Origin of the sequence: Streptomyces sp. NPDC002055 (assembly GCF_040296705.1) — a bacterium.
In the GTDB taxonomy this organism is placed as follows: domain Bacteria; phylum Actinomycetota; class Actinomycetes; order Streptomycetales; family Streptomycetaceae; genus Streptomyces.
This window is the reverse complement of the sequence record NZ_JBEOXS010000002.1, coordinates 38,057-65,054: the sequence shown is the minus strand read 5'-3', so window position 1 is coordinate 65,054 and position 26,998 is coordinate 38,057. Positions and strand designations below refer to the sequence as shown.

General features: G+C 71.5%; 2 protein-coding genes. Both read left to right on the top strand.

All coding sequences use genetic code 11. The annotated features are described in order from the left end of the window. The first annotated feature begins 23 nt into the window (after positions 1 to 23). Positions 24 to 15,806: an SDR family NAD(P)-dependent oxidoreductase gene (locus tag ABT112_RS01310; protein ID WP_351504230.1), complete on the top strand. Its 15,783-nt coding sequence runs from the start codon at positions 24 to 26 to the stop codon at positions 15,804 to 15,806. A 54-nt stretch (positions 15,807 to 15,860) separates the two neighbouring features. Beyond that, positions 15,861 to 26,990 (top strand): type I polyketide synthase, encoded by an 11,130-nt coding sequence (locus ABT112_RS01305; protein ID WP_351504228.1) that lies wholly within the window; start codon positions 15,861 to 15,863, stop codon positions 26,988 to 26,990. Positions 26,991 to 26,998 lie beyond the last annotated feature (8 nt).

Genomic DNA, 26,998 nt, shown 5'->3' with positions numbered 1-26,998 from the left:
CACTCACACAGGTGACACATCCCATGGAAAACGAAGAGAAGCTCCTGCAGTACCTCCAGCGGGTCACGGCCGACCTCGACCAGGCGCACGCCCGCCTGCGGGAGATCGAGGACTCGGCCCAGGAGCCGATCGCCGTCGTGGGCATGGGATGCCGCTACCCCGGCGGTGTCACCTCCCCGGACGAGCTGTGGGACCTGGTCACCTCGGACCGGGACGCGGTGTCCGCGTTCCCGTCCGGGCGCGGCTGGAAGCTGGACGAGCTGTTCGACCCGGACCCCGATCGTCCGGGCACCAGCTACGTCCGAGAGGGCGGCTTCCTCGACGACGCGGGCGGCTTCGACGCCGGGTTCTTCGGCATCTCCCCCCGCGAGGCCCTGGCCATGGACCCGCAGCAGCGGCTTTCCCTGGAGACGGCCTGGGAGGCGCTGGAACGGGCGGGCATCGACCCGTATGCGCTGCGCGGCAGCCGGACCGGCGTCTTCGTCGGATCCAGCGGCCAGGACTACGCGAACCTCCTGCGGCAGTCCGCGGACGACGTCGAGGGCTATGTGATGACGGGCAACACGCCGAGCGTGGTGTCCGGCCGCACGTCGTACACCCTCGGCCTGGAAGGCCCCGCGGTCACCGTCGACACCGCCTGCTCGTCGTCGCTGGTCGCCCTCCACCTGGCCTGCCACGCGCTGCGCCAGGGCGAGTGCACCCTGGCCCTGGCCGGCGGCGTGTCCGTCATGGCCGTCCCCAGTCTGTTCGTCGAGTTCAGCCGCCAGCGCGGCCTCGCTGCCGACGGCCGCTGCAAGTCCTTCGCCGCTGCGGCGGACGGCACCGGCTGGGCCGAAGGCGTCGGCATGCTGGCCCTCGAACGGCTCGCCGACGCCGAACGCAACGGGCACCGGGTGCTCGCGGTCGTCCGGGGCTCCGCGGTGAACCAGGACGGCGCCTCCAACGGCCTGACCGCGCCCAACGGGCCCGCGCAGCAGCGCGTCATCCGCCAGGCGCTGGCCAACGCCCGCCTCACCCCGCAGCAGGTCGACGCCGTCGAGGCGCACGGCACCGGCACCACCCTGGGCGACCCCATCGAAGCCCAGGCCCTCCTGGAGACCTACGGGCAGCAGCGGCCGGCCGGTCGCCCGCTGTGGCTCGGCTCGGTGAAGTCCAACTTCGGGCACGCCCAGGCCGCCGCGGGTGTCGCGGGCGTCATCAAGATGGTCATGGCGATGCGGCACGGCGTCCTGCCCCGCACCCTGCACGTCGACGCCCCCACACCGCACGTGGACTGGACCGACGGCGCCGTCGAACTGCTCACCGAGCCGGTCACCTGGCCGGAGACCGGCCAGCCGCGGCGCTCCGGCGTCTCCTCCTTCGGCGTCAGCGGCACCAACGCCCACGTCATCCTCGAACAGGCCCCCCACCAGGCACCCCACGCCGCGTCCGACGGCACCCCGGGCGCGGCCCCGTCCTCCCGCTCCGGGCAGCCCACTCTCCCCGACCCGGCCGAACACGCCGCCGCCGGCGCCGCCGCGGCGGAGAGCACCGGGACACCCGCGGACCACGACACCACCCCGGACCGCGCCCCACTGGTGCCCTGGACCCTGTCCGCACGCACCGAGGAAGCCCTGCGCGCCCAGGCCCGGCGCCTCGCCGACCACCTCGCCCGCACCCCGGACCTGTCCCCGGCGGCCGTCGGCCACGCCCTCGCGACCACCCGGACCCGCTTCGGCCACCGCGCCGCGATCGTGGCCGCCGATCGCGACCAGTACTCCGCCGCCCTCACCGCCCTCGCCGGCGGAGCGGACGCCGCCCCCGGCATGATCCGCGGCACGGCCGGCACCGGGAAGCTCGCGGTGCTCTTCACCGGTCAGGGGTCCCAGCGGCTCGGCATGGGCCGCGAACTGTACGCGCGGTACCCCGTCTTCGCCGCGGCGTTCGACGCGGTCTGCGCCGAGCTGGACCGGTACGCCGAACGCCCGCTGCGCGAGGTGGTGTTCGGTGCGGACGCGGAGCTGCTGGACCGCACCGGCTTCACCCAGCCCGCGCTCTTCGCCGTCGAGGTCGCGCTGTACCGGCTGACCGAGTCCTGGGGCATCACCCCCGACTACGTCGCCGGCCACTCGATCGGCGAACTGACCGCGGCCCACGTCGCGGGCGTGCTCTCCCTCGCCGACGCCGCCACCCTCGTCACCGCGCGCGCCCGCCTCATGCAGGGCCTGCCGCCCGGCGGCGCGATGGTGTCCGTCGCGGCCCCCGAGGACCGGGTACGGGCCGCCATCGACGAACTCACCGGCGACGGACCCGCCCGGATGGCGGTCGCCGCCGTCAACGGACCCGCCTCGGTCGTGGTCTCCGGCGACCCCGACCAGGTGCACCGCGTCGCGGAGACCCTCGCCGCGACCGGTGTGAAGACGAAGCAACTGCGCGTCAGCCACGCCTTCCACTCGCCGCACATGGACGCGATGCTCGCCGACTTCCGGCGGTTCGCCGGGATCCTCACCTACCACGCCCCGCGCATCCCGGTGATCTCGCACCTCACCGGGGACGTCGCCACCGCCGACGAACTGTGCTCCCCGGAGTACTGGGTGCGGCACGTCCGCGAAGCGGTGCGGTTCGCCGACGGCATCCGCGCCCTCGACGGCCTCGGCGTGACCCGGTACCTCGAACTGGGCCCCGACGGAACCCTCGCCGCCATGGCCCGCGACTGCCTCCCCGAGGACGGCCCGGCCGTGCTGGTGCCCGCCCTCCGCCGCGACCGGCCCGAGGAGCAGTCCCTCCTCGGCGCGGTCTGCACGCTCCACGTCCACGGCGTCACGCCCGACTGGGACACGGTCCTCCCCGGCGCCGGGGCGCACCCCGTCGAGCTGCCCACCTACGCCTTCCAGCACCGCCACTACTGGCCGACGCCGTCCCCCGACCGCACCGGTGACGTCGCCGCGGCCGGCCTGACCCGGGCCGAACACCCCCTCCTGGGCGCGGCCATCGGCCTGGCCGACGGTGACGGGCACCTCTTCACCGGACGGCTCGGCCTCGACACCCACCCGTGGCTCGCCGACCACACGATCGCCGGAACCGTGGTGGTCCCCGGCACAGCGATCCTGGAACTCGCCGTACGCGCCGGGGACCAGGCCGGCTGCAACCGCGTCGACGAACTGACCCTCGAAGCCCCCCTGGTGCTGCCCGCACACGCAGCGGTGCAACTCCAGATCTCGGTCGGCGCGCCCGACGGCACCGGGCGGCACCCGTTCCACCTGTACTCCCGGCCCGCCACGGGCGCGGCCGACCGGCCCTGGACCCGGAACGCCGCCGGAGCCCTCGGCCACCGCACCGGCACCCCGTCGCAGGACCTCGGCACCTGGCCCCCGGCCGACGCCGTCGAAGTGGGCGACATCCAGGCCGTGTACGACCGGCTCGCCGCGAGCGGCACCGCGTACGGCCCGGCCTTCCGCGGCCTGCGCGGCGTATGGCGACGTGGCGACGAGGTCTTCGCCGAGGTCGCCCTCCCGGCGGACGCCGAGGCCGACGCCGGCCACTTCGGCCTGCACCCGGCCCTCCTCGACGCGGCCCTCCACCCCGTCGGCATCGGCGGCGGACTCCTCGTCCGGGACACCGGCCAGGCCCGCATGCCCTTCGCCTGGAGCGGCGTGTCCCTGTACGCCGCCGGGGCCACCTCGCTCCGCGTCCATCTGCGGCCCGTCGGCGCCGACAGCATCGCCCTCGAAGCGGCCGACGGCACCGGAACCCCCGTCGCCTCGGTCGACGCCCTGGCGCTGCGCCCGGTCCCGGCCGAGCAGCTGACGGGGGAGCCGCTCACGGCGGGCGGGCACGGCGACTCGCTGTACCGCTTGGCGTGGCCGGCATGGGACGGGACGACGCAGGCGGCGAACCCGCACTCGAACCCGAACCCGCACTCGGACTCTGACTCGAACCCGGACCCGGCCGCGGGCTCCCGGGCCGTGCTCGGCGAGGGCGCGGAGAGCACCGCTCTGCTGGAGGCTCTGGGGCTTCCCGCGGTGTGCCCGGACCTGGACGCACTCTGCGCGGACGGTACGGCGCCGGATGTGGTGTTCTTCGCTTGCGACGCTGCCACGTTCGGTGCGGGCAAGGGAGCCGGTGCGGGCAGGGGAGCCGGTGCGGGCACGGGTGCCGGTGCGGGAATGGGCGCCGGTGTCGGCACGGGTGCCGGTGCAGGCACCGCCGACTCCGCCGTTGCTGCTGCCGGTGTTCGGGCTGCGACGCATCGCGTACTCGCGGTGGTGCAGTCGTGGCTGGCGGACGAGCGGTTTGCGTCGTCGCGTCTGGTGGTGATGACGCGGGGTGCGGTGGCGGTCGAACCGGGCGAGGGTGTCGTGGATCTGGCGCAGGCCGCGGTGTGGGGGCTGGTGCGCTCGGCGCAGTCGGAGCACCCGGACCGCCTGGTGCTGGCCGACCTGGATGCCGGCTCACTGGCGCACGACGGTGTGGGCCTGACCGGTGTGTTGGCGTCGGTGGTGGCTTCGGGCGAGCCGCAGGTTGCCCTTCGCACGGGTGCGGTGCATGTTCCGCGTCTGCTGCGTGCGGCGCCGGTGCCGTCGGATTCCGGGCCCGCCACCGCGTGGGATGCCGCGGGTACCGTGCTGGTCACGGGCGGTACGGGCGCGTTGGGTTCGGCCGTGGCCCGGCACCTGGTGGCCGAGCACGGGGTGCGGCACCTGGTGCTGACCAGCCGTCGTGGCTTCGAGGCGCCGGGCGCGGCGGAGCTGCGGGAAGAGCTGGCCGGTCTCGGCGCGCAGGTGACGATCGCGGCCTGTGATGCGGCGGACCGCACGGCCCTGGCCGCTGTCCTGGCGGACATCCCGGCCGAGGCACCCCTCACCGGTGTGGTGCACACGGCCGGTGTGCTGGACGACGGTGTGGTGTCCGCTCTGACGCCGGAGCGGCTGGACACCGTGCTGCGGGCGAAGGCCGACGCCGCGCTGTACCTGCACGAGCTGACCCAGGACAGGGACCTGTCGGCTTTCGTGCTGTTCTCCTCGGCGGCCGGACTGCTGGGTGCGGCCGGGCAGGGCAACTACGCCGCCGCCAACGCCTTCCTGGACGGCCTGGCCTCGTACCGGACGGCCAACGGCCTGCCGGGCCAGTCCCTCGCCTGGGGCCTGTGGGGCCAGAGTGGCGGGATGACGGGCGGGTTGTCCGAGGCCGATGTGTCGCGGATGGCGCGCGCCGGGCTGCGCCCGCTGTCCGAGGCGGAGGGGCTGGCGTTGCTCGACGCGGCCCGAGCGGCCGGCCACGCCGTCCTCGCCCCCGTCCACCTGGACCCCGCGTCCTTCTCCCACGGCCCCGGACTGCCCGCTGTCCTGCGCTCCCTCGTCCGCACCCCGGCCCGCCGGGCCGCGGCCCGCACGGGACCGGCTTCGAGGGGCGACAGCACCGACGCCGAGCGCTTGACGGACCGCCTCACGCGGTCCTCCGCGGCGGAACGTGACCGGATCCTGCTCGACCTGGTGCGCACCCGCGCGGCGGCCGTGCTCGGACACGACGGCCCCGACGCGGTGCCCGCCGAGACCGGCTTCCTCGACGCGGGATTCGACTCGCTCACCGCCGTCGAGATGCGCAACGCCCTGCACGCCGCCACCGGGCTGCGGCTCGACCCGACGCTGCTGTTCGACTACCCGACCCCGCTCGCCCTCGCCCAGCACCTCCGTGACGCACTCGTCGGCGAGGCGCCGGAGCCGCTGCGCCCGTCCCTGCCGGCGACACCTGCCACCGACGACGACCTGATCGCCATCGTCGGCATGAGCTGCCGCTACCCGGGCGGCGTCACCACGCCGGACGAGCTGTGGGAACTGCTGGCGGCGGGCGGTGACGGGGTCTCGGAGTTCCCCACCGACCGCGGCTGGCCGATCGACCGGCTCTTCGACACGGATCCGAACGCCGCCGGGACCAGCTATGTGCGGGAAGGCGGCTTCCTGCACGACGCGACCGAGTTCGACGCCGGGTTCTTCGGCATCTCGCCGCGTGAGGCACTGGCGATGGACCCGCAGCAGCGACTGCTGCTGGAAACCTCCTGGGAGGCCTTCGAACGGGCCGGCATCGACCCGCAGTCCGTGCGCGGCAGCCGCACCGGCGTCTTCGCCGGCGTGATGTACCACGACTACGGCGCACGGCTCCACACCATCCCCGAGGGGCTCGAAGGACTGCTCGGCAACGGCAGTGCCAGCAGCGTGGTGTCGGGGCGGGTCGCCTACACGCTGGGTCTGGAGGGCCCGGCGCTCACCGTGGACACCGCGTGCTCGTCGTCGCTGGTCACCCTGCACCTCGCGGCGCAGTCGCTGCGACAGGGGGAGTGCTCCCTGGCTCTGGCCGGTGGCGTGACGGTGATGTCGACGCCAGGAGTCTTCGTGGAGTTCAGCCGTCAGCGGGGTCTGGCGGCGGACGGCCGGTGCAAGTCCTTCGCGGACGCGGCGGACGGTACGGGCTGGGCCGAAGGAGCCGGCGTTCTGCTTCTGGAGCGGCTGTCGGACGCCCGTCGGAACGGTCATCCGGTGCTGGCGGTGGTGCGGGGTTCCGCGGTCAATCAGGACGGTGCGTCCAGTGGGTTGACGGCGCCGAACGGTCCGTCGCAGCAGCGCGTCATCCGGCAGGCGCTGGGGAACGCCGGGCTGTCCGCCGAGCAGGTGGATGCGGTGGAGGCGCACGGTACCGGCACGACGCTGGGTGATCCGATCGAGGCGCAGGCGTTGCTTGCGACCTATGGTCAGGGGCGTGTGGCGGAGCGGCCTTTGTGGCTGGGTTCGGTGAAGTCGAACCTGGGACACACCCAGGCAGCTGCGGGCGTTGCGGGTGTCATCAAGATGGTGCAGGCCATGCGGCACGGGGTGCTCCCGCAGACGCTTCATGTCGACCAGCCGTCGTCGAAGGTCGACTGGTCGGCCGGCGCGGTGCGGTTGCTGACCGAGTCGGTGGCGTGGCCGGAGAGCGGCGAGGCCCGACGGGCGGGGGTGTCCTCGTTCGGCGTGAGCGGCACCAACGCGCACGTCATCCTCGAGGCCGTTCCCGCAGCCGCCGTCCCTGCGGAAGCCGTTCCCGGGAAAGCTGCCCCCACGCCGGACCAACCGGAACACCTGGAGACGGCGGACGACCGCACCGACGGGGGCTCCGTCCTTCCGCTGGTGTTCTCGGCGCGGGGGGCGGAGGCTCTGGAGGCACAGGCGCGGCAGTTGGCCCCGTTGCTGGAGGCCGGGACCGCCATGTCGCCGGTGGATGTGGGGTATTCGCTGGTGTGTGGTCGTGCGGGGCTGGAGCATCGTGCGGTGGTGTTGGGGGCCGGTCGTGAGGGGCTGGTTTCGGGTCTGTCGGTGTTGGCCGGTGGTGATGCCGGTGCCGGTGTGGTGCGGGGTGTGGCCGGTTCTGGTGCCGGTGCTGGTGTGGTGTGGGTTTTCCCTGGTCAAGGTTCGCAGTGGATCGGGATGGCCGAGCAGTTGTGGGGCTCTTCATCCGTCTTCCGGGGGCGGTTGGAGGAGTGTGGTGCTGCGTTGGATCCGTTGACGGGTTGGTCGTTGACGGATGTGGTGCGGGGTGTCGACGGCAGCCCGCAGTTGGATCGGGTGGATGTGGTCCAGCCGGTGTTGTGGGCGGTGATGGTCTCCCTTGCGGAGGTGTGGCGCTCGCACGGAGTCGAGCCTGCCGCTGTGGTGGGGCATTCCCAGGGTGAGATCGCCGCTGCCTGCGTCGCTGGGGCGTTGAGTCTGGAGGACGGCGCCCGTGTGGTGGCGTTGCGCAGCCGCCTGATCGCGGAGATGGCGGGGGATGGCGGGATGTTGTCCGTCGCGCTCCCGGTCGATGAGGTCACCAAGGCGCTGGCGGATTCGGGTTCGGGTTCGGCGGTGTCGGTTGCGGCGGTGAATGGTCCGTCGTCGGTGGTGCTGTCGGGCGAGCGTGAGGCCCTGTTGGAGCTCCAGGCGCGGTGGGAGGCCGAGGGTGTCCGGGCGCGGATGGTCCCGGTTGATTACGCCTCGCACTCGGTGCAGGTGGAGCAGATCGAGGACCGGCTGCGTGAAGTGCTCGCGTCCATCCGTCCGGTGTCGGGGCAGGTGCCGTTCTATTCGGCGCTGACCGGTGGTCTGGTCGATGGTGCGGAGCTGGACGGCGGCTATTGGTACCGGAATCTGCGTGAGACGGTGCGGTTCGATCAGGCCACCCGGTCTGTCCTCGACGCGGGTTACCGCACGTTCATTGAGGTCAGTGCGCATCCGGTGCTGTTGATGGGGGTGCAGGAGACCGCTGACGCGGTCGACCGTCAGGTGACCGCTGTGGGTACCCTGCGGCGTGGTGAGGGTGGCCCGGAGCGGTTGCTGACCTCCCTGGCGGAGGCCTGGTGCGCCGGCATCGACGTCGACTGGGGCACGGTGTTCGAGGGCACGGGCGCGCGCCGCGTGGACCTGCCCACCTACCCCTTCCAACGCCGCCGCTACTGGCTCGACGCAGTTCAGAGCGCGGCCGACGTGGGTGCGGCCGGCATGGTTCCGGCCGACCACCCTCTGCTGGGCGCGGCCACCGAGGTGGCGGAGGCCGATTCGTACCTCTTCACCGGTCGGCTGTCGCTTCGCTCGCACCCGTGGCTTGCGGACCACGCGGTGTGGGGCACCGTACTGCTGCCGGGCACGGCCTTCGTCGAGTTGGTTACCCGGGCCGGGGACGAGATCGGTGGCGCCCGCATCGAGGAGCTCACCCTCGAAGCCCCGCTCACCATCCCGGAACAGGGCTTGATCCGATTGCAGTTGGTGGTCGGCGCCGCGGACGAAACAGGGCGCCGCACGGTGACCGTGCACTCCTGCACCGAAGCATCGGCCGAGAGCGGTGAGGAGCAGCTGTGGACCCGGCATGCCAGTGGTGTGCTCTCCGCAGACGACCGGTCCGCTGCGTTCGACCTGCGTACCTGGCCCCCCGCCGACGCCGAGGAGGTGCCCGTCGAGGGCGCCTACGAGCGTTTCGCCGACGCCGGCTATGTCTACGGCGACGTCTTCCAGGGACTGGAGCGGGTCTGGCGGCGCGGCGAGGACCTCTTCGCCGAACTGGCGCTGCCCGAGGAAACAGCGGGGGAGGCGGCCCGGTTCGGTCTGCACCCGGCGCTGCTGGACGCCGCTCTGCATGCCTTCGCGCTCGCACATGAGGGTGAGGCACACCTGCCGTTCGAATGGCGGGGTGTGTCGCTCCATGCCACCGGTGCGTCCTCGCTGCGGGTGCAGCTCTCACCGGGCGCTCAGGGTTCGTTGTCCCTGACGGTTGCGGACGCTGCCGGTGACCCGGTGGCCTCGGTCGACGCACTCTCCTTGCGTCCGGTCTCCAACGAGCAGATCCAGGCGGCGCGGCGCGGGTCGCAGGACGCACTGTTCCGCGTCGACTGGCAGCCACTGACCACGACCGAGGTCGATGCCTCGGCGCATCGTTGGGCGGTGATGGGCGCTGACGACTCCGAGCTGAGCGCGGCCCTGAGGGCACACGGCGGTTCGCCCCAACTGGTGGACGACCTGGAGGGATTTGCTTCTGGCCCGGTGCCCGATGTCGTCATCGTGCCCTGCGTCGATACCCCTTCCGGTGTCGGTACGGCGTCCGACGTGCGGGCCGCGACGCGTCGCGTGCTGGCGTTGGTGCAGTCGTGGTTGGCGGATGAGCGGTTTGCGTCGTCGCGTCTGGTGGTGGTGACGCGGGGTGCGGTGGCGGTTGATCCGGTGGAGGGTGTTGCGGATCTGACGCATGCGGCGGTGTGGGGTCTGGTGCGTTCGGCGCAGTCGGAGAACCCCGACCGGTTCGTACTGGTCGACCTCGACACCGGTCTCGACACCGACTCCGGGGCGGACATGGGTGCAGCCCTGGCTGGGGTGGTGGTGTCGGGTGAGCCGCAGGCCGCGGTGCGCGCGGGTGCCGTGCGAGTGCCGAGGCTGGTGCGGGCGGAGGCTGCGTCGCCGGCCGAGGATTCCGCGGCCTGGGACGCTGCGGGTACGGTGCTGGTGACCGGTGGTACGGGTGCGTTGGGTTCGTTGGTGGCCCGTCATCTGGTGGTGGAGCACGGTATCCGGCACCTGGTGTTGACCAGCCGTCGTGGGGCGGATGCGCCGGGTGCTGGGGAGCTTCAGCAGGAGCTCACTGATCTCGGTGCACAGGTGCGCATCGCCGCGTGCGATGCCGCGGACCGCACGGCCCTGGCCGCTGTCCTGGCGGATATTCCGGCCGAGGCTCCCCTCACGGGCGTGGTGCACACAGCGGGGGTCCTGGACGACGGTGTCGTTGCGTCCTTGACGCCGGAGCGGCTGGACAGCGTCCTGCGTCCGAAGGTGGACGCGGCGCTGAACCTTCATGACCTGACGCGGGACATGGACTTGTCCGCGTTCGTGTTGTTCTCCTCGGCGGCCGGTCTGCTGGGTGCGGCCGGGCAGGGCAACTACGCCGCCGCCAACGCCTTCGTGGACGGTCTGGCCCGGCATCGGAAAGCCCAGGGCCTGCCCGGTCAGTCCCTCGCCTGGGGCCTGTGGGCCCAGGACAGCGGTGTGAGCCGGAGCAGCGGCATGACCGGTCATCTCGATGAGGACGCCCTGCGGCGGCTGACGCGCATGGGGCTGGCTCCGCTCTCCACCGAGCAGGGACTCGAGCTGTTCGACGGCGCCTGTGCCCTGGACGAAGCCCTCGTGGCGCCCGTCATGCTCAACACCGGCGCCTTGCGCGCCCAGGTGGGAGCGTCCGCGGCTCCCGCGCTGCTGCGCGGCCTGGTGCGGACTCCCGCCCGACGGAAGGCCCGGTCCGTCACGGAAACCGGTACGTCACTGCAGGCTCGCCTCACGGCTGTGTCCGCGGCCGAGTCGGATCGCCTCCTGCTCGACCTGGTCCGTACGCATGCGGCGGCGGTCCTGGGGCACGCGTCCGCCGCGAGCATTGAACCGGACCGCGCCTTCCGGGAGTTCGGGGTCGACTCGCTGACCGCCGTCGAGCTGCGGAACCGGCTGAGCACGGCCACCGGTCTGTCGCTCCCCGCGACCCTGGTGTTCGATCACCCGAACCCCGAGACGCTGGCCGCGTTCCTCAAGGACACCCTGCTGGAATCCGCACCCGCGGCACCCGTGGCGGCGTCGGCGCCTGTCCCGGCCACCGACGACGACCTCATCGCGATCGTCGGGATGAGCTGCCGGTTCCCCGGGGGAGTCACCTCCCCCGAGGAGCTGTGGCAGCTCGTCGCGGAGGGGAGCGATGCCGTCTCCGCGTTCCCGACCGACCGCGGCTGGGTCCTCGACGGCCTCTACGACCCCGATCCCGAGAACCGTGGAACCTCCACCACGTTCGAGGGCGGCTTCCTCTACGACGCCGCCGAGTTCGACGCGGAGTTCTTCGGCATTTCCCCGCGTGAGGCGCTGGCGATGGACCCGCAGCAGCGGCTGCTGCTGGAGACCTCGTGGGAGGCGCTGGAGCGGGCGGGCATCGATCCGCACTCGGTGCGCGGCAGCCGGACCGGTGTCTTCGCCGGCCTGATGTACCACGACTACGGGGCACGGCTGCACAGCGTGCCGGAGGGCGTCGAAGGGTACGTCGGCAACGGCAGCGCGGGCAGTGTCGCCACCGGCCGGATCGCGTACACGCTGGGCCTGGAGGGACCGGCGGTCACCGTCGACACCGCGTGCTCCTCGTCGCTGGTGGCCCTGCACCTGGCGGCGCAGTCGCTGCGGCAGGGCGAGTGCTCGATGGCGCTGGTGGGCGGTGCCACGGTGCTCGCCACTCCCGATGTCTTCGTGGAGTTCAGCCGTCAGCGGGGTCTGGCCGCGGACGGCCGCTGCAAGGCGTTCGCCGGTGCCGCGGACGGCACGGGCTGGGCCGAGGGTGTGGGCATGCTGCTGGTGGAGCGGCTGTCCGATGCCCGTCGGAACGGCCACCCGGTCCTGGCGGTGGTGCGCGGTTCGGCGGTGAACCAGGACGGTGCGTCCAACGGCCTGACGGCCCCGAACGGCCCCTCCCAGCAGCGCGTCATTCGGCAGGCGCTTGCCAACGCGCGGCTGTCCGCCGAGCAGGTGGACGCCGTCGAGGCGCACGGCACGGGGACGACGCTGGGCGACCCGATCGAGGCCCAGGCCCTGCTGGCCACCTACGGGCAGGCACGGCCCGTCGAACGACCGCTGCGCCTCGGCTCGGTGAAGTCGAACCTGGGACACACACAGGCGGCCGCAGGAGTCGCCGGGGTCATCAAGATGGTCATGGCGATGCGCCACGGGATCCTGCCGCAGACCCTGCACGTCGACGCACCGACCCCCCATGTGGACTGGTCGGCCGGCGCGGTGGAGCTGCTGACCCGGCCGATGGACTGGCCGGACACCGGGCAGCCGCGCCGAGCGGGCGTCTCGTCCTTCGGAGTGAGCGGCACCAACGCCCACGTCATCCTCGAAGGGGCCCCGGTCACCGACCGACCCACGGACACCGGGCAGTCGGAAGACCTCCCGGACGCGCTGTTCTCCCCGGTCCCGTGGGTCCTGTCGGCACGTACCCCTGCCGCGCTGTCCGCCCAGGCCCGACAGCTGGCGTCGTTCCTCGCGTCGCGGCCCGACTGCGACCTCGCAGCCGTCGGCCGGGCGCTCGCCACCACACGCGCGCTGTTCCGGCACCGCGCCGTCGTGTTCGCCGATGACAGGGACTCCGTCCTCGACGCACTCACCGCGACCGCCGACGGTCATGACGCGCCCGGCGTCGTCCGGGCCGAAGCGCACACCACCGGTGGTGCGGTGTGGGTGTTCCCGGGCCAGGGGCCGCAGTGCGCCGGCGTGGCACGGGACCTGTGGGAGTCGTCCCCTGTGTTCCGGGAGCGTCTGGCGCAGTGTGCCGCGGCGCTGGACCCGCTGACGGACTGGTCGTTGACCGATGTGGTGCGCGGTGCCGACGGCAGCCCGTCGCCGGACCGGGCGGATGTGGCCCAGCCGCTGCTGTGGGCGGTCACGGTCTCCCTCGCGGAGGTGTGGCGCTCGCACGGTGCGGAGCCCGCCGCGGTGGTCGGGCAGGCCCAGGGCGAGATCGCCGCCGCGTGTGTGGCGGGCGCGCTGAGCCTGGACGACGGCGCACGCATGATCGCCCTGGGCAGCCGCCTGCGGAACGGGACGGCCGAGCGGACGGACCCGACGGCACAGGCCGCGCAGAGCGAGGAGGCGCCGACCCTCGTCCGACCGGGCACGGCACAGGTGCCGTTGTACTCGGCACTGACCGGTGGCCGGATCGACGGCGAGGAACGGGACGCCGGCCACTGGTACCGGAGCATGCACGAGACGGCGGACCTCGCCGGTGTCACCACGTCCCTGCTGGACGCCGGCTTCGCCGCGTTCATCGAGGTCAGCACCCATCCGGTCCTCCTGGAGGAACTGCGCCGGGCCGCCCTCGCCGAGGACCGGGCGGTGACCGTCATCGGCACCCTCGACGACGGCTCCGACGCCCCGCAGCGCATCCTCACCGCCCTGGCCGAGGCCCACGTCCACGGCATCACCGTCGACTGGCAGCCCCTGTTCGGGGGCGCGGCCGTGCGCCGGGTCGACCTGCCCACCTACCCCTTCCAGCGGGAGCGGTACTGGCTCGACGCCTCCGTTCCCGTCGGCGCCGAACCGACGGCCGGCCGCGGCCAGGACGCCGCGGAGAGCCGCTTCTGGGAGGCGGTGGAGCGGGAGGACGTGGCCGAACTCGCCGGCACCCTGGCGATCGACGACGGCGCACAGGCCACGCTCAGCCCGCTGGTGCAGGCCCTCTCCTCCTGGCGGCGCCGCCACCGGGGCCAGGCGGCCGCGGACGCCTGGCGGTACCGCGAGACGTGGCAGCAGCTCGGCGACGCCCCGGCCGGTGCCCTGACGGGCACCTGGCTGGTGGTGACCCCGCCCGGGCACCACGACGACGAGCTGGTCACCGCGGCCGTGCAGGCACTCACCGAACACGGTCTGCGGGTGGTCCGGGCCGAGCTCACCGAGGCCGACCTCGACCGGACCGGCCTCACCGGCCGGCTGACCGGCCTGGCCGGAGCGGAGAACGGCACGGATGCGGCCGACGGTCCGTCCGCTTCCTTCCGGGGCGTGCTCTCCCTGCTCGCGCTCGCCGAGGAACCGGTCGAGAAGCACCCGGCCACCCCGGTCGGCTTCGCGCTCTCCGTCACACTCGTCCAGGCCCTGGACGACGCGGGCATCCGGGCACCGCTGTGGTGCGCGACCCGTGGCGCCGTCGGAGCCGGTGCGCCGGACTCCGCGGTCCGGCCCGCCCAGGCTCTGATCTGGGGATTCGGCCGGGTCGCCGCCCTGGAGTACCCGCAGCAGTGGGGCGGCCTCGTCGACCTGCCCGGCTCACTCGACGCCCGGGGCCGGTCCCGGCTGCGCGGCGTGCTGTCCGGCATCGGTGCCGAGGACCAGCTCGCCGTCCGCCCGTCCGGGGTCCTCGCACGACGGCTGGAGAACGCACCGCTGGGCGCCGCCACCGCGGCACGCGCCTGGACGCCGTCGGGCACGGTGCTGATCACCGGCGGCACCGGCGCCCTGGGCGCGCACACCGCCCGCTGGCTGGCCCGCAACGGCGCGGAGCACCTCCTGCTGGTCAGCCGACGCGGACCCGGGGCACCCGGCGCGGCGGAGCTGGAGGCGGAACTCGCGGCGACCGGCGCCCGCGTCACCGTGGCCGGCTGCGATGTCACCGACCGGGACGCGCTGGAACGGCTCCTGGCGTCGGTGCCGGAGGAATTCCCGCTCACCGCGGTGATGCACACCGCCGCGGCCCTCGACGACGGCATGATCGGCACGCTCACACCCGCACAGCTCGACCGGGCCCTGGCCGCCAAGGCCCGCGCCGCCGCCCACCTGCACGAACTCACCCGGGACAAGGAGCTGTCCGCGTTCGTCCTCTTCTCCTCGGTGGCCGGCACGATCGGCGCCTCCGGGCAGGGGAACTACGCGCCGGGCAACGCCTACCTGGACGCGCTGGCCCGGCACCGCCGGGAGGCGGGACTCCCCGCCACCTCGGTGGCCTGGGGCGCCTGGGACGGCGACGGCATGGCCGAAGGATCGTTCGGGGAGAAGCTGGACCGGCACGGGCTGTCGTCCATGGACCCCGAGTCGGCCACGGCGGCGCTGCAACGCGCCCTGGACCACGACGAGACCTGCGTCATGATCGCGGACATCGCCTGGGAACGGTTCTCCGTCGCCCTGACCGCGACCCGGCCGAACCCGTTCATCGCCGGCCTCCCCGACGTCGCGCGGCTCACCGAAGCCGGCACCGGCACCGGTGCGGGCACCCGGGAGGAACGGCCTGAACTGGTACGCAAGCTGGCCGCCACCCCGGCCGCCGGACGGCGCGCCCTGCTCGTGGACGCGGTCCGCGCCCAGGCGGCGAACGTCCTCGGATACGCCTCGCAGGACGCCATCCGGGGCGACCGGGCGTTCCGGGAACTCGGACTCGACTCGGTCACCGCGGTCGAACTGCGCAACCGGCTCGGCGTCCTCACCGGTCTCCGCCTGCCTGCCGGGCTGGTCTTCGACTACCCGAACCCCGTGGCCGTCGCCGACTACCTGACCGGGGAACTCGTCGTGGAGATGGACCCGGACACCGGCGAGCAGCCGTCGTCCGCCTCGGCCCTCGACGACTTCGAACGGCTCGAGGCGGTCCTCGACGGCATGGACCGGGACAGCGCCGTACGCACCAGGATCCTGATGCGTATGCAGACGCTCGTCTCGCAATGGCGGGACGCCGGGGACACCGAGCCGGGAACGGATTCCGCCGAGGACCTGAGCGCGGCAACCGACGACGAGATGTTCGACATCATCAGCAAGAAGTTCGGCATTTCCTGACAGCGGACGCACGTCGCTGATTGACATGTCGAGATCCCACGTACGGAGATTCTGATGGGGAATGAAGAAAAGCTTCGTTACTTCCTCAAGCGAGTAACGGCCGACCTGGAACAGGCGCACGAGCGTCTGCGAGTGATGGACGCGAAGGACCAGGAGCCCATCGCGATCGTCAGCATGAGCTGCCGGTTCCCGGGCGGCGTGAGCTCGCCCGAGGAGCTGTGGCAGCTGCTCGCCGCGGGCGGTGACGGGATTTCCGACTTCCCGGACAACCGCGGCTGGGATCTGGACGCCCTGTACGACCCGGACCCCGACAACCCGGGCACCAGCTATGTGCGCCGGGGCGGCTTCCTGGACGACGCGGCCGGATTCGACGCCGCGTTCTTCGGTATGTCCCCGCGCGAAGCCGTCGCGACGGATCCGCAGCAGCGGCTGCTGCTGGAAGCCTCCTGGGAGGCGCTGGAGCGGGCCGGAATCGACCCCGGCACGCTGCGCGGCAGCCGGGTCGGCGTCTTCACCGGCACCAACGGCCAGGACTACGGAGCCACTCTGGAGCGCTCCTCCGAAGAGGCCGAGGGATACCTCATGACCGGCGCGTCCGCCAGCGTCATGTCGGGCCGGGTCTCGTACACCCTGGGTCTGGAGGGCCCGGCGGTCACCGTGGACACCGCCTGCTCGTCATCGCTCGTCGCACTGCACCTCGCGGCACAGGCGCTGCGCAAGGGCGAGTGCTCGATGGCCCTGGCCGGCGGTGTCACCGTCATGGGCACTCCCAGCATCTTCGTGGCCTTCAGCCGTCAGCGCGGCCTGGCGGCCGACGGTGCCTGCAAGTCCTTCGCGGACGGCGCGGACGGCACCGGCATGGCCGAGGGACTCGGCATCCTCCTCCTCGAACGCCTCTCCGACGCCGAGCGGAACGGGCACCCGGTCCTGGCGGTGCTGCGCGGTTCGGCGGTGAACCAGGACGGTGCGTCGAACGGACTCACCGCACCCAACGGCCCCGCCCAGCAGCGCGTCATCCAGCAGGCCCTGACGAACGCCCGCCTGACACCCGAGCAGGTGGATGCGGTGGAGGCGCACGGCACGGGGACGACGCTGGGTGACCCGATCGAGGCGCAGGCGTTGCTGGCGACTTATGGTCAGGGGCGTGTGGCGGAGCGTCCGTTGTGGCTGGGTTCGGTGAAGTCGAACCTGGGTCACACGCAGGCGGCCGCGGGTGTCGCGGGTGTCATCAAGATGGTGCTGGCGATGCGGCACGGGGTGCTCCCGCAGACCCTCCATGTCGACCGGCCCTCGGCCCAGGTGGACTGGTCGGCCGGCGCGGTCGAGCTGCTGACCGAGGCCGTCGCCTGGCCCGAGACCGGTGAACCGCGCCGGGCGGGCGTCTCGTCGTTCGGCGTGAGCGGCACCAATGCCCACGTCATCCTGGAGCAGGCACCTGGGGCAACCGAGGCGCCCGAGGCACCCGGGGCACCTGAGGCACCTGAGGCACCGGAATCGTCACCTGCCGGCGCTTCCTCCTCGGTGATGCCGTGGGTGTTGTCCGCGCGGAGTGTGGAGGCGTTGCGGGCGCAGGCGGGCCGGCTGGTTGCGTTGTTGGAGGACGAGCCGGGCCTGTCGGTTGCGGATGTGGGCTTGTCGTTGGCGATGTCGCGGGCTGCGTTGGAGCAGCGTGCGGCGGTGGTGGTGTCGGCCGGTCGTGAGGCGGGGCTTGCTGCTTTGACCGCTTTGGCGTCGGGTGGTGTGGCGCCGGGTGTGGTGGAGGGTGTTGCGGGTTCGGGGAAGTTGGCGGTGTTGTTCACCGGTCAGGGTTCCCAGCGTTTGTCGATGGGCCGTGAGCTGTATGAGCGTTTCCCGGTGTTCGCGGAGGCGTTTGACGCTGTCTGTGGTGAGCTGGATCGGCATCTGGAGCGTCCGCTGCGGGATGTGGTGTTCGGTGCTGATGCCGGGGTGCTGGACGGTACTGGGTGGGCTCAGCCTGCGTTGTTCGCTCTTGAGGTGGCGTTGTTCCGCCTGGTGGAGTCGTGGGGTGTGCGGCCGGAGTTTGTGGCCGGTCATTCGGTGGGCGAGCTGAGCGCTGCGCATGTGGCGGGTGTGTTGTCCCTGGCCGATGCCGCGGTGCTGGTGGCGGCGCGTGCGCGGTTGATGCAGGCTCTGCCGGAGGGTGGGGCGATGGTGGCCATCGCTTCTTCCGAGGCCGAGGTGTGTGAGGCGATTGCGGATGTCTCGGGTGTCTCTGTCGCGGCCGTCAATGGGCCCCGTGCGGTGGTGATCTCCGGTGACGCGGATGCGGTGCTGGAGGTAACTGAGCGCTTCTCCGTGGCTGGGGTGAAGACGTCGCGTCTGCGGGTGAGTCATGCGTTCCACTCGGCTCACATGGACGGGATGCTCGACGCGTTCCGGTCGGTGGTGGAGAAGCTGTCGTTCGAGGCGCCGCGGATTCCGGTGGTCTCCAACCTCACCGGCACTCTCGCCACTACGGATGAACTGTGCTCGGCGGAGTACTGGGTGAGGCATGTCCGTGAGGCGGTGCGGTTCGCCGACGGCATCCATGCCCTCCACACCGAAGGGGTGTCGCGGTTCCTGGAGCTGGGGCCGGACGGTGTGCTGACCGCCATGGCGCGGGAGTCCCTGCCCGAGGACAGCCAGGCTCTGCTCGTCCCGGCGCTGCGCCGCGACCGGTCGGAGGCGGAAACACTGCTGGGCGCCGTCTCCGGCCTGCACGTCCACGGTGTGGAGATCGACTGGCGGGCGGTGTTCGCGGGCACCGGTGCCCGTCGCATCGACTTGCCGACGTACCCCTTCCAGCACGAGCACTACTGGCCGAAGGACTCTCTCCTTTCGTCCGGAGACGCCACGACGCTGGGTCTGAGCGCCACTGACCACCCGCTCCTCGGGGCGGTCACGTCCCTGGCCAACGACGAAGGGCTGCTTCTCACCGGACTCCTCTCGCTCCGTACACACCCCTGGCTCGCCGATCACGCCGTGATGGGCTCCGCCGTGCTGCCCGGCACCGCGTTCTTGGAGCTCGCTGTTCAGGCCGCTGATCTGGTGGGGTGTGAGCGGGTTGAGGAGTTGACTTTGGAGGCGCCGTTGGTGTTGCCGGGGTCGGGTGGGGTGCAGGTGCAGGTTTCGGTGGGTGCGGTGGATGAGGGTGGGCGTTGTGCGTTCGCTCTGTTCTCGCGTTCTGCGGATTCTGCCGATTCTGTTGGTTTGGGTGTGGGTTCGTGGGTGCGGCATGCCAGTGGGTTTTTGGCTGGTGGTGGTGTGGTGCCGTTGGTGGATGTGGTGTGGCCTCCGGTGGGGGCTGAGTCGGTGGTGTTGGAGGGGTTGTATGAGGGTTTTGCTGGTGCGGGGTTGGTGTATGGGGAGGCGTTTCGTGGGTTGAGGGGTGTGTGGCGGCGTGGTGAGGAGACGTTTGCTGAGGTGGTGTTGCCGGAGCTGATTGCTTCGGATGCTGGTGGTTTTGGTGTGCATCCGGCGTTGCTTGATGCTGCGTTGCATGCGTTGGGTGTGGGTGGTTTGGAGGGGGAGGGGCAGGCGCGTCTTCCGTTTGCGTGGGGTGGGGTGTCGTTGCATGCTGCGGGTGCTTCGGTGCTGCGGGTGCGGTTGGCTCCGGTGGGGACCGACGCGGTTTCCCTCCACGCCGTCGACACCACCGGTGCACCGGTCTGCACCGTGGAATCCCTCGTACTCCGCCCGGTCTCACGCCACCAGATCACCCGTGGCGACAACGAGTCGCTGTACCGCATGGACTGGCAGCCCCTGAAGGCTTCTGCTGCCCCTGAGCCGTCGACTCGCAGCTGGGCCGTGCTGGGTGACGACCACCTCGGACTGGTCGCTGAGAGCGGTGCTTCCCTGGGTGCGGCCATCCCGGTCGCGGACCTGGAGAATCTTGCGGCACTCGACGAGATCCCGGACACGGTGGTCGTGACCGCCCTGGACGGCGTCGGGCATCACGCACTCTCCGGCGCGCACTCCGAGGCGCCGGAGATCGTCGCCTCAGGTCTCCGTACGGCAACCGGCCGCATGCTAGACCTGCTGCAGTCGTGGTTGGCGGATGAGCGGTTTGCGTCGTCGCGTCTGGTGGTGGTGACGCGGGGTGCGGTGGCGGTTGATCCGGTGGAGGGTGTTGCGGATCTGGCGCATGCGGCGGTGTGGGGTCTGGTGCGTTCGGCGCAGTCGGAGAACCCCGACCGGTTCGTACTGGTCGACCTCGACCTCGACACCGACACCGACACCGACCTCGGCCTCGACACCGACTCCGAGTCCGACTCCGGGGCGGACATGGGTGCAGCCCTGGCCGGTGTGGTGGCGTCGGGTGAGCCGCAGGCCGCGGTGCGCGCGGGCACAGTACGGGTCCCCCGACTGGTGCGTGCGGCGTTGCCCTCGAATCCTGAGCCTTCGACGGCCTGGGATGCTGCGGGTACGGTGTTGGTGACCGGTGGTACGGGTGCGTTGGGTTCGTTGGTGGCCCGTCATCTGGTGGTGGAGCACGGTATCCGGCACTTGGTGCTGACCAGCCGTCGTGGCGTGGATGCGCCGGGTGCTGGGGAGCTTCAGCAGGAGCTGACTGCTCTTGGTGCGCAGGTGCGCATCGCCGCGTGTGATGCGGCGGACCGCACGGCCCTGGCTGCTGTCTTGGCGGACATTCCGGCCGAGGCTCCCCTCACGGGCGTGGTGCACACAGCGGGGGTCTTGGACGACGGTGTCGTTGCGTCCTTGACGCCGGAGCGGCTGGACACGGTCCTGCGTCCGAAGGTGGATGCGGCGCTGAACCTTCATGACCTGACGCGGGATATGGACTTGTCCGCGTTCGTGTTGTTCTCCTCGGCGGCCGGTTTGCTGGGTGCGGCCGGGCAGGGCAACTACGCCGCTGCCAATGCCCTCCTCGACGCTCTCGCGCAGCACCGTCGGGCCCAGGGCCTGCCGGGGCAGTCCCTCGCCTGGGGCCTGTGGGCTCAGGACAGTGGTGTGAGCCGGAGCAGCGGCATGACCGGCGGCCTGTCGGAGGCCGATGTGGCGCGCATGGCGCGAGCGGGGATGCGTCCGTTGTCCCAGGTGGAAGGGCTGGCGTTGCTCGACGCGGCCCGAGCCACTGACCATGCCGTCCTCGCCCCCGTCCACCTGAACACTGCCGCGCTGGCCACTCAGCCGACTGTGCCGGCGATGCTCCGGTCCCTGGTACGCAAGCCGTCGCGGCGTACCGCAGCTGCCGAGCAGAGCCAGGACAACGCCCTCAGGGCACGACTGCTCGCGGCGCCCGCCGCCGATCAGGACCGGATGCTCCTGGACTTCGTCCGAACCCATGTCGCGGCGGTCCTCGGACACGGTGCACCGAATGCGGTGCAGCCTCAACGCGCCTTCAAGGAAGTCGGCTTCGACTCGCTCACCGCCGTCGAACTGCGCAACCGGCTCACCGCGGAGACAGGGGTCAGGCTTCCCGCCACGCTGGTCTTCGACCACCCGACGCCCATGGCCATCGCCGAACTCATCCGCGAGGAGCTCCTCGGCGGAGCCCTCGCCGGCGGCGCTCCGGAGCCGACCGCGTCAGCCGTGGCCGTGGAGGACGATCCCATCGCCATCGTGGGCATGAGCTGTCGCTATCCGGGAGGAGTCGGCTCGCCGGAAGACCTGTGGCGGCTCGTCGCGTCCGGCGGGGACGGGGTCTCACCGTTCCCTGTCGACCGAGGGTGGGATCTCGAAGCGCTCTTCGACACCGACACCGGCCGGTCCGACACGAGCTACGCCCGTGAGGGCGGCTTCCTGCACGACGCGGCCGAGTTCGACGCGGAGTTCTTCGGGATTTCGCCCCGTGAGGCGCTGGCGATGGACCCGCAGCAGCGGCTGCTGCTGGAGGCGTCCTGGGAGGCGCTGGAGCGGGCGGGCATCGACCCGACCTCGCTGCGCGGCAGCCGGACCGGTGTCTTCGCCGGCCTGATGTACCACGACTACGGCTCCCGCCTCACCGAGACACCGGAGGGGTTGGAGGGCTATCTCGGTAATGGCAGCGCGGGCAGTGTGGCCACCGGCCGCGTCGCGTACACGCTGGGCCTGGAGGGGCCGGCGGTCACGGTCGACACGGCATGTTCCTCCTCCCTGGTGGCACTCCACTGGGCGGCGCAGTCGCTGCGGCAGGGTGAGTGTTCGATGGCGCTGGTGGGTGGTGCCACGGTGATGTCGACGCCGGGTGTGTTCGTGGAGTTCAGTCGTCAGCGTGGTCTGGCGGCGGACGGCCGGTGCAAGTCCTTCGCCGATGCGGCGGACGGTACGGGCTGGGCCGAGGGTGTGGGGATGCTGCTGGTGGAGCGGCTGTCCGATGCCCGGCGGAACGGTCATCCGGTGCTCGCGGTGGTGCGGGGTTCGGCGGTGAACCAGGACGGTGCGTCGAACGGCCTGACGGCCCCGAACGGCCCCTCCCAGCAGCGGGTGATCCGTCAGGCGCTCGCCAACGCAGGGCTGTCCGCCGGGCAGGTGGATGCGGTGGAGGCGCACGGTACCGGTACGACGCTGGGCGACCCGATCGAGGCCCAGGCACTGCTGGCGACCTACGGTCAGGGGCGGCCGGCGGACCGGCCGGTGTGGCTGGGTTCGGTGAAGTCGAACCTGGGGCACACGCAGGCCGCCGCGGGTGTCGCGGGTGTCATCAAGATGGTGCAGGCCATGCGCCACGGGGTGCTCCCGCAGACCCTGCACGTCGACGAGCCCACGCCCCACGTGGACTGGACCGCAGGCTCGGCGCAACTGCTGACCCAACCCATGGACTGGCCCCGGACCGGTCGGCCTCGCCGGGCGGGTGTGTCCTCGTTCGGCATCAGCGGCACCAACGCGCACGTCATCCTCGAACAGGCCGCACCGGTCGACACCACGGAAACCGCCGTCACCGGCATACCGGATGTTCCGGTCGTGGTGCCGTGGGTGTTGTCGGGGCGCAGCGTGGACGCGCTGCGGGCGCAGGCGGGTCGGCTGGCGTCGCTGCTGAGGGACGAGCCGGGGTTGTCCCTCGCCGATGTGGGCTATTCGTTGGTGACGTCGCGGGCTGCGTTGGAGCACCGGGCCGCGGTGGTGGCTCCCAGCCGCGAGGACGGGGTGACAGCTCTGACCGCTCTGGCGTCGGGTGGTGTGGCGCCGGGTGTGGTGAAGGGTGCCACTGGTGCGGGGAAGTTGGCGGTGTTGTTCACCGGTCAGGGTTCCCAGCGTTTGGCGATGGGCCGTGAACTCTACGATCGTTATCCGGTGTTTGCGGAGGCGTTCGATGCGGTCTGTGGTGAGCTGGACCGGCATCTGGATCGTCCGCTGCGGGGCGTGGTCTTCGGTACGGACGCCGGGGTGTTGGACCGGACGGGTTTCACGCAGCCTGCGTTGTTCGCTCTTGAGGTGGCGTTGTTCCGCCTGGTGGAGTCGTGGGGTGTGCGGCCGGAGTTTGTCGCCGGTCATTCGGTGGGCGAGCTGAGTGCCGCACACGTAGCCGACGTGCTGTCCCTGGCCGATGCCGCGGTGCTGGTGGCGGCGCGTGCGCGGTTGATGCAGGCTCTGCCGGAGGGTGGGGCGATGGTGGCCATCGCTTCGTCCGAGGCGGAGGTGCGGATGCTCCTCGAAGACACAGCCGGTGTGTCCGTCGCTGCGGTCAATGGTCCGCAGTCGGTGGTGATTTCCGGAGACCGCGATGCCGTCGTGGCGGTGGCCGAGCGCTTCACCGCTGCCGGGGTGAAGACGTCGCGTCTGCGGGTGAGTCATGCGTTCCACTCGGCCCACATGGACGGCATGCTCGACGCGTTCCGTTCCGTGGCGGAGAAGCTGTCGTTCGAAGCGCCGCGCATTCCGGTGGTCTCCAACCTCACCGGCACCCTCGCCACCCCGGATGAACTGTGCTCGGCGGAGTACTGGGTGCGGCACGTCCGTGAGGCGGTGCGGTTCGCCGACGGCATCCAAGCCCTCCACGCCGAAGGTGTCTCGCGCTACCTGGAACTGGGCCCCGACGGAACTCTCACCGCCATGGCACGCGGCTGTCTCCCCGATGACAGTGAGCCGCTGCTCGTCCCGGCACTCCGCCGCGACCGGCACGAGCACGAGGCAGTACTCGCCGCAGCCGCAGCTCTCCACGTGGAGGGCATCGACATCGACTGGCAGGCCGCCCTCTCGGGTACCGGCGCACGCCGGATCGACCTGCCCACCTACGCCTTCCAGCACCAGCACTACTGGCTCGACGCGGATCGGCCCACGGGCGACCTCACCGCAGCCGGCCTGACTCCGGCCGAGCACCCGATGCTGGGTGCCGCACTCGGTCTGGCCGACAGCGACGGCCACCTCTTCACCGGCCGGATCGGTGTGGACACCCACCCGTGGCTCGCCGACCACCAGGTCTCCGGAATCACCGTGGTCCCGGGAACCGCATTGCTCGAACTCGCCCTCCGCGCCGCTGATCTGGTGGGGTGTGAGCGGGTTGAGGAGTTGACTTTGGAGGCGCCGTTGGTGTTGCCGGGGTCGGGTGGGGTGCAGGTGCAGGTTTCGGTGGGTGCGGTGGATGAGGGTGGGCGTTGTGCGTTCGCTTTGTTCTCGCGTTCTGCGGATTCTGCTGGGTCTGCGGTCTCTGGTTCTGTGGTTTCTGTTGGTTTGGGTGTGGGTTCGTGGGTGCGGCATGCCAGTGGGTTTTTGGCTGGTGGTGGTGTGGTGCCGTTGGTGGATGTGGTGTGGCCTCCGGTGGGGGCTGAGTCGGTGGTGTTGGAGGGGTTGTATGAGGGTTTTGCTGGTGCGGGGTTGGTGTATGGGGAGGCGTTTCGTGGGTTGAGGGGTGTGTGGCGGCGTGGTGAGGAGACGTTTGCTGAGGTGGTGTTGCCGGAGCTGATTGCTTCGGATGCTGGTGGGTTTGGTGTGCATCCGGCGTTGCTTGATGCTGCGTTGCATGCGTTGGGTGTGGGTGGTCTGGGCGGGGAGGGGCAGGCGCGTCTTCCGTTTGCGTGGGGTGGGGTGTCGTTGCATGCTGCGGGTGCTTCGGTGCTGCGGGTGCGGTTGGCTCCGGTGGGGACCGACGCGGTCTCCCTCCATGCCGTCGACACCACCGGCCACCCCGTGCTGTCCATCGAGTCGCTGACCATCCGTCCGATGTCCACCGAGCTACTGCGTGCCGCCGATACCTTCCGGCGGGACGCGCTGTTCCGTCTCGACTGGCACACGCTGCCGCCGTCGACGACCGCTGCTGGTGCCGATACGGACGCCTGGGTGGTCCTGGGCACTGCGGAGCACCTCCCCGAGGACCTGCTCGGCTCATCGACCGAAGGCCTCCGCGTGGTCCGTGACCTGGAGGCACTCCGCGCCGACAGCGAGGTGCCGAGCCTCGTCGTCGTACCGTGCGGCCTGTCCGCAGCCGACACACCGACCAGCGACACACCGACTACCGACACACCGACTACCGGCACATCGACCAGCGGCACATCGACCACCGGCACACCGTCGACCACCGACACAACAGTGCTCACCGACACCTCGCTGAGCACAGCAGAAGCCGCACGGACAGCCACACATCGCATGCTCGACCTGTTGCAGTCGTGGTTGGCGGACGAGCGGTTCGCCTCCTCGCGTCTGGTGGTGGTGACGCGTGGCGCGGTCGAGGTTGGGCCGACGGAGGGTGTCGTCGATCTGGCCTATGCGGCGGTGTGGGGTCTGGTGCGCTCGGCGCAGTCGGAGAACCCCGACCGGTTCGTACTGATCGACCTGGACCCCGGCACCGGAGCGACCGCACCGGCGGACGCGATGCAGGGGCTGCTGCCCTCGATGATCGCGTCGGGTGAGCCGCAGGCCGCGGTGCGCGCAGGCGCAATACGGGTCCCCCGACTGGTACGTGCGGCAGTGCCCTCGAACCCTGAGCCTTCGACGGCCTGGGACGCTGCGGGTACGGTGTTGGTGACCGGTGGTACGGGTGCGTTGGGTTCGTTGGTGGCCCGTCATCTGGTGGTGGAGCACGGTATCCGGCACTTGGTGCTGACCAGCCGTCGTGGGGCGGATGCGCCGGGTGCTGGGGAGCTTCAGCAGGAGCTCACTGATCTCGGTGCGCAGGTGCGCATCGCCGCGTGCGATGCCGCGGACCGCACGGCCCTGGCGGCTGTCCTGGCGGACATTCCGGCCGAGGCTCCCCTCACGGGTGTGGTCCACACAGCGGGGGTCCTGGACGACGGTGTCGTTGCGTCCTTGACGCCGGAGCGGCTGGACACGGTCCTGCGTCCGAAGGTGGATGCGGCGCTGAACCTTCACGACCTGACCCGGGACATGGACCTGTCCGCGTTCGTGTTGTTCTCCTCGGCGGCCGGTCTGCTGGGTGCGGCCGGGCAGGGCAACTACGCCGCCGCCAACGCCCTCCTCGACGCCCTCGCACAGCACCGTCGCGCCCAGGGCCTGCCGGGGCAGTCCCTCGCCTGGGGCCTCTGGGCCCAGGACAGCGGCATGACCGGCGGCCTGTCGGAGGCCGACGTGGCGCGGATGACGCGGGCCGGACTGCGTCCGCTGACGGAGGCCGAGGCCCTGGAGCTGCTGGACATGGCTCGCGCCGCCGATGAGGCGGTGCTCGCCCCGGTGCACCTCAACGCCTCGGCGCTGGCTGCGCGAGGCGCCCTGCCCGCACTGCTGCGCGCCCTGGTGCGCGTCCCGGCCCGCCGCGCCGCGGCTGCCGGCCGCGGGCCGGAATCCGTCCAGGACACCCTGCTCGCCACCCCGGAAGCCGACCGCGACCGGGTACTCCTGGACCTCGTCCGTACCCACGCCGCGGCGGTCCTCGGGCACACCCGACCGGACGCCGTGTCCGCGCGGTCGGGCTTCCTGGACGTCGGCTTCGACTCGCTCACCGCGGTCGAGCTCCGGAATTCCCTGGGGGCGGCCACCGGGCTGCGGCTGCCCTCCACCCTGATGTTCGACTACCCCACCCCGCAGGCCCTCGCCGAGTATCTGCGGGAACAGCTCTTCCCGTCCTCCGGTGCTGCCGCCGAGGCCGATCCGGAGGAGGCCGAACTCCGGGCGGCACTGGCATCCATTCCGGTCAGTCGATTCAAGCAGGCAGGCCTGCTCGACGTACTGCTGGAACTCGCCCGACCCGATTCCGGAACCGAGGAGGTTCCCGAAACGGATGAGTCGGACCTCATCGACGAACTGAACGTGGAAAGCCTGGTGCAGCGGGCACTCGGCGATGCCCAGTTCTGAAGACCACC

What these genes read in the sequence shown, in the direction of transcription:
- ABT112_RS01310 (WP_351504230.1), top strand. Translation starts at nt 24, where the DNA reads ATGGAAAACGAAGAGAAGCTCCTGCAGTACCTCCAGCGGGTCACGGCC.
- ABT112_RS01305 (WP_351504228.1), top strand. Translation starts at nt 15,861, where the DNA reads ATGGGGAATGAAGAAAAGCTTCGTTACTTCCTCAAGCGAGTAACGGCC.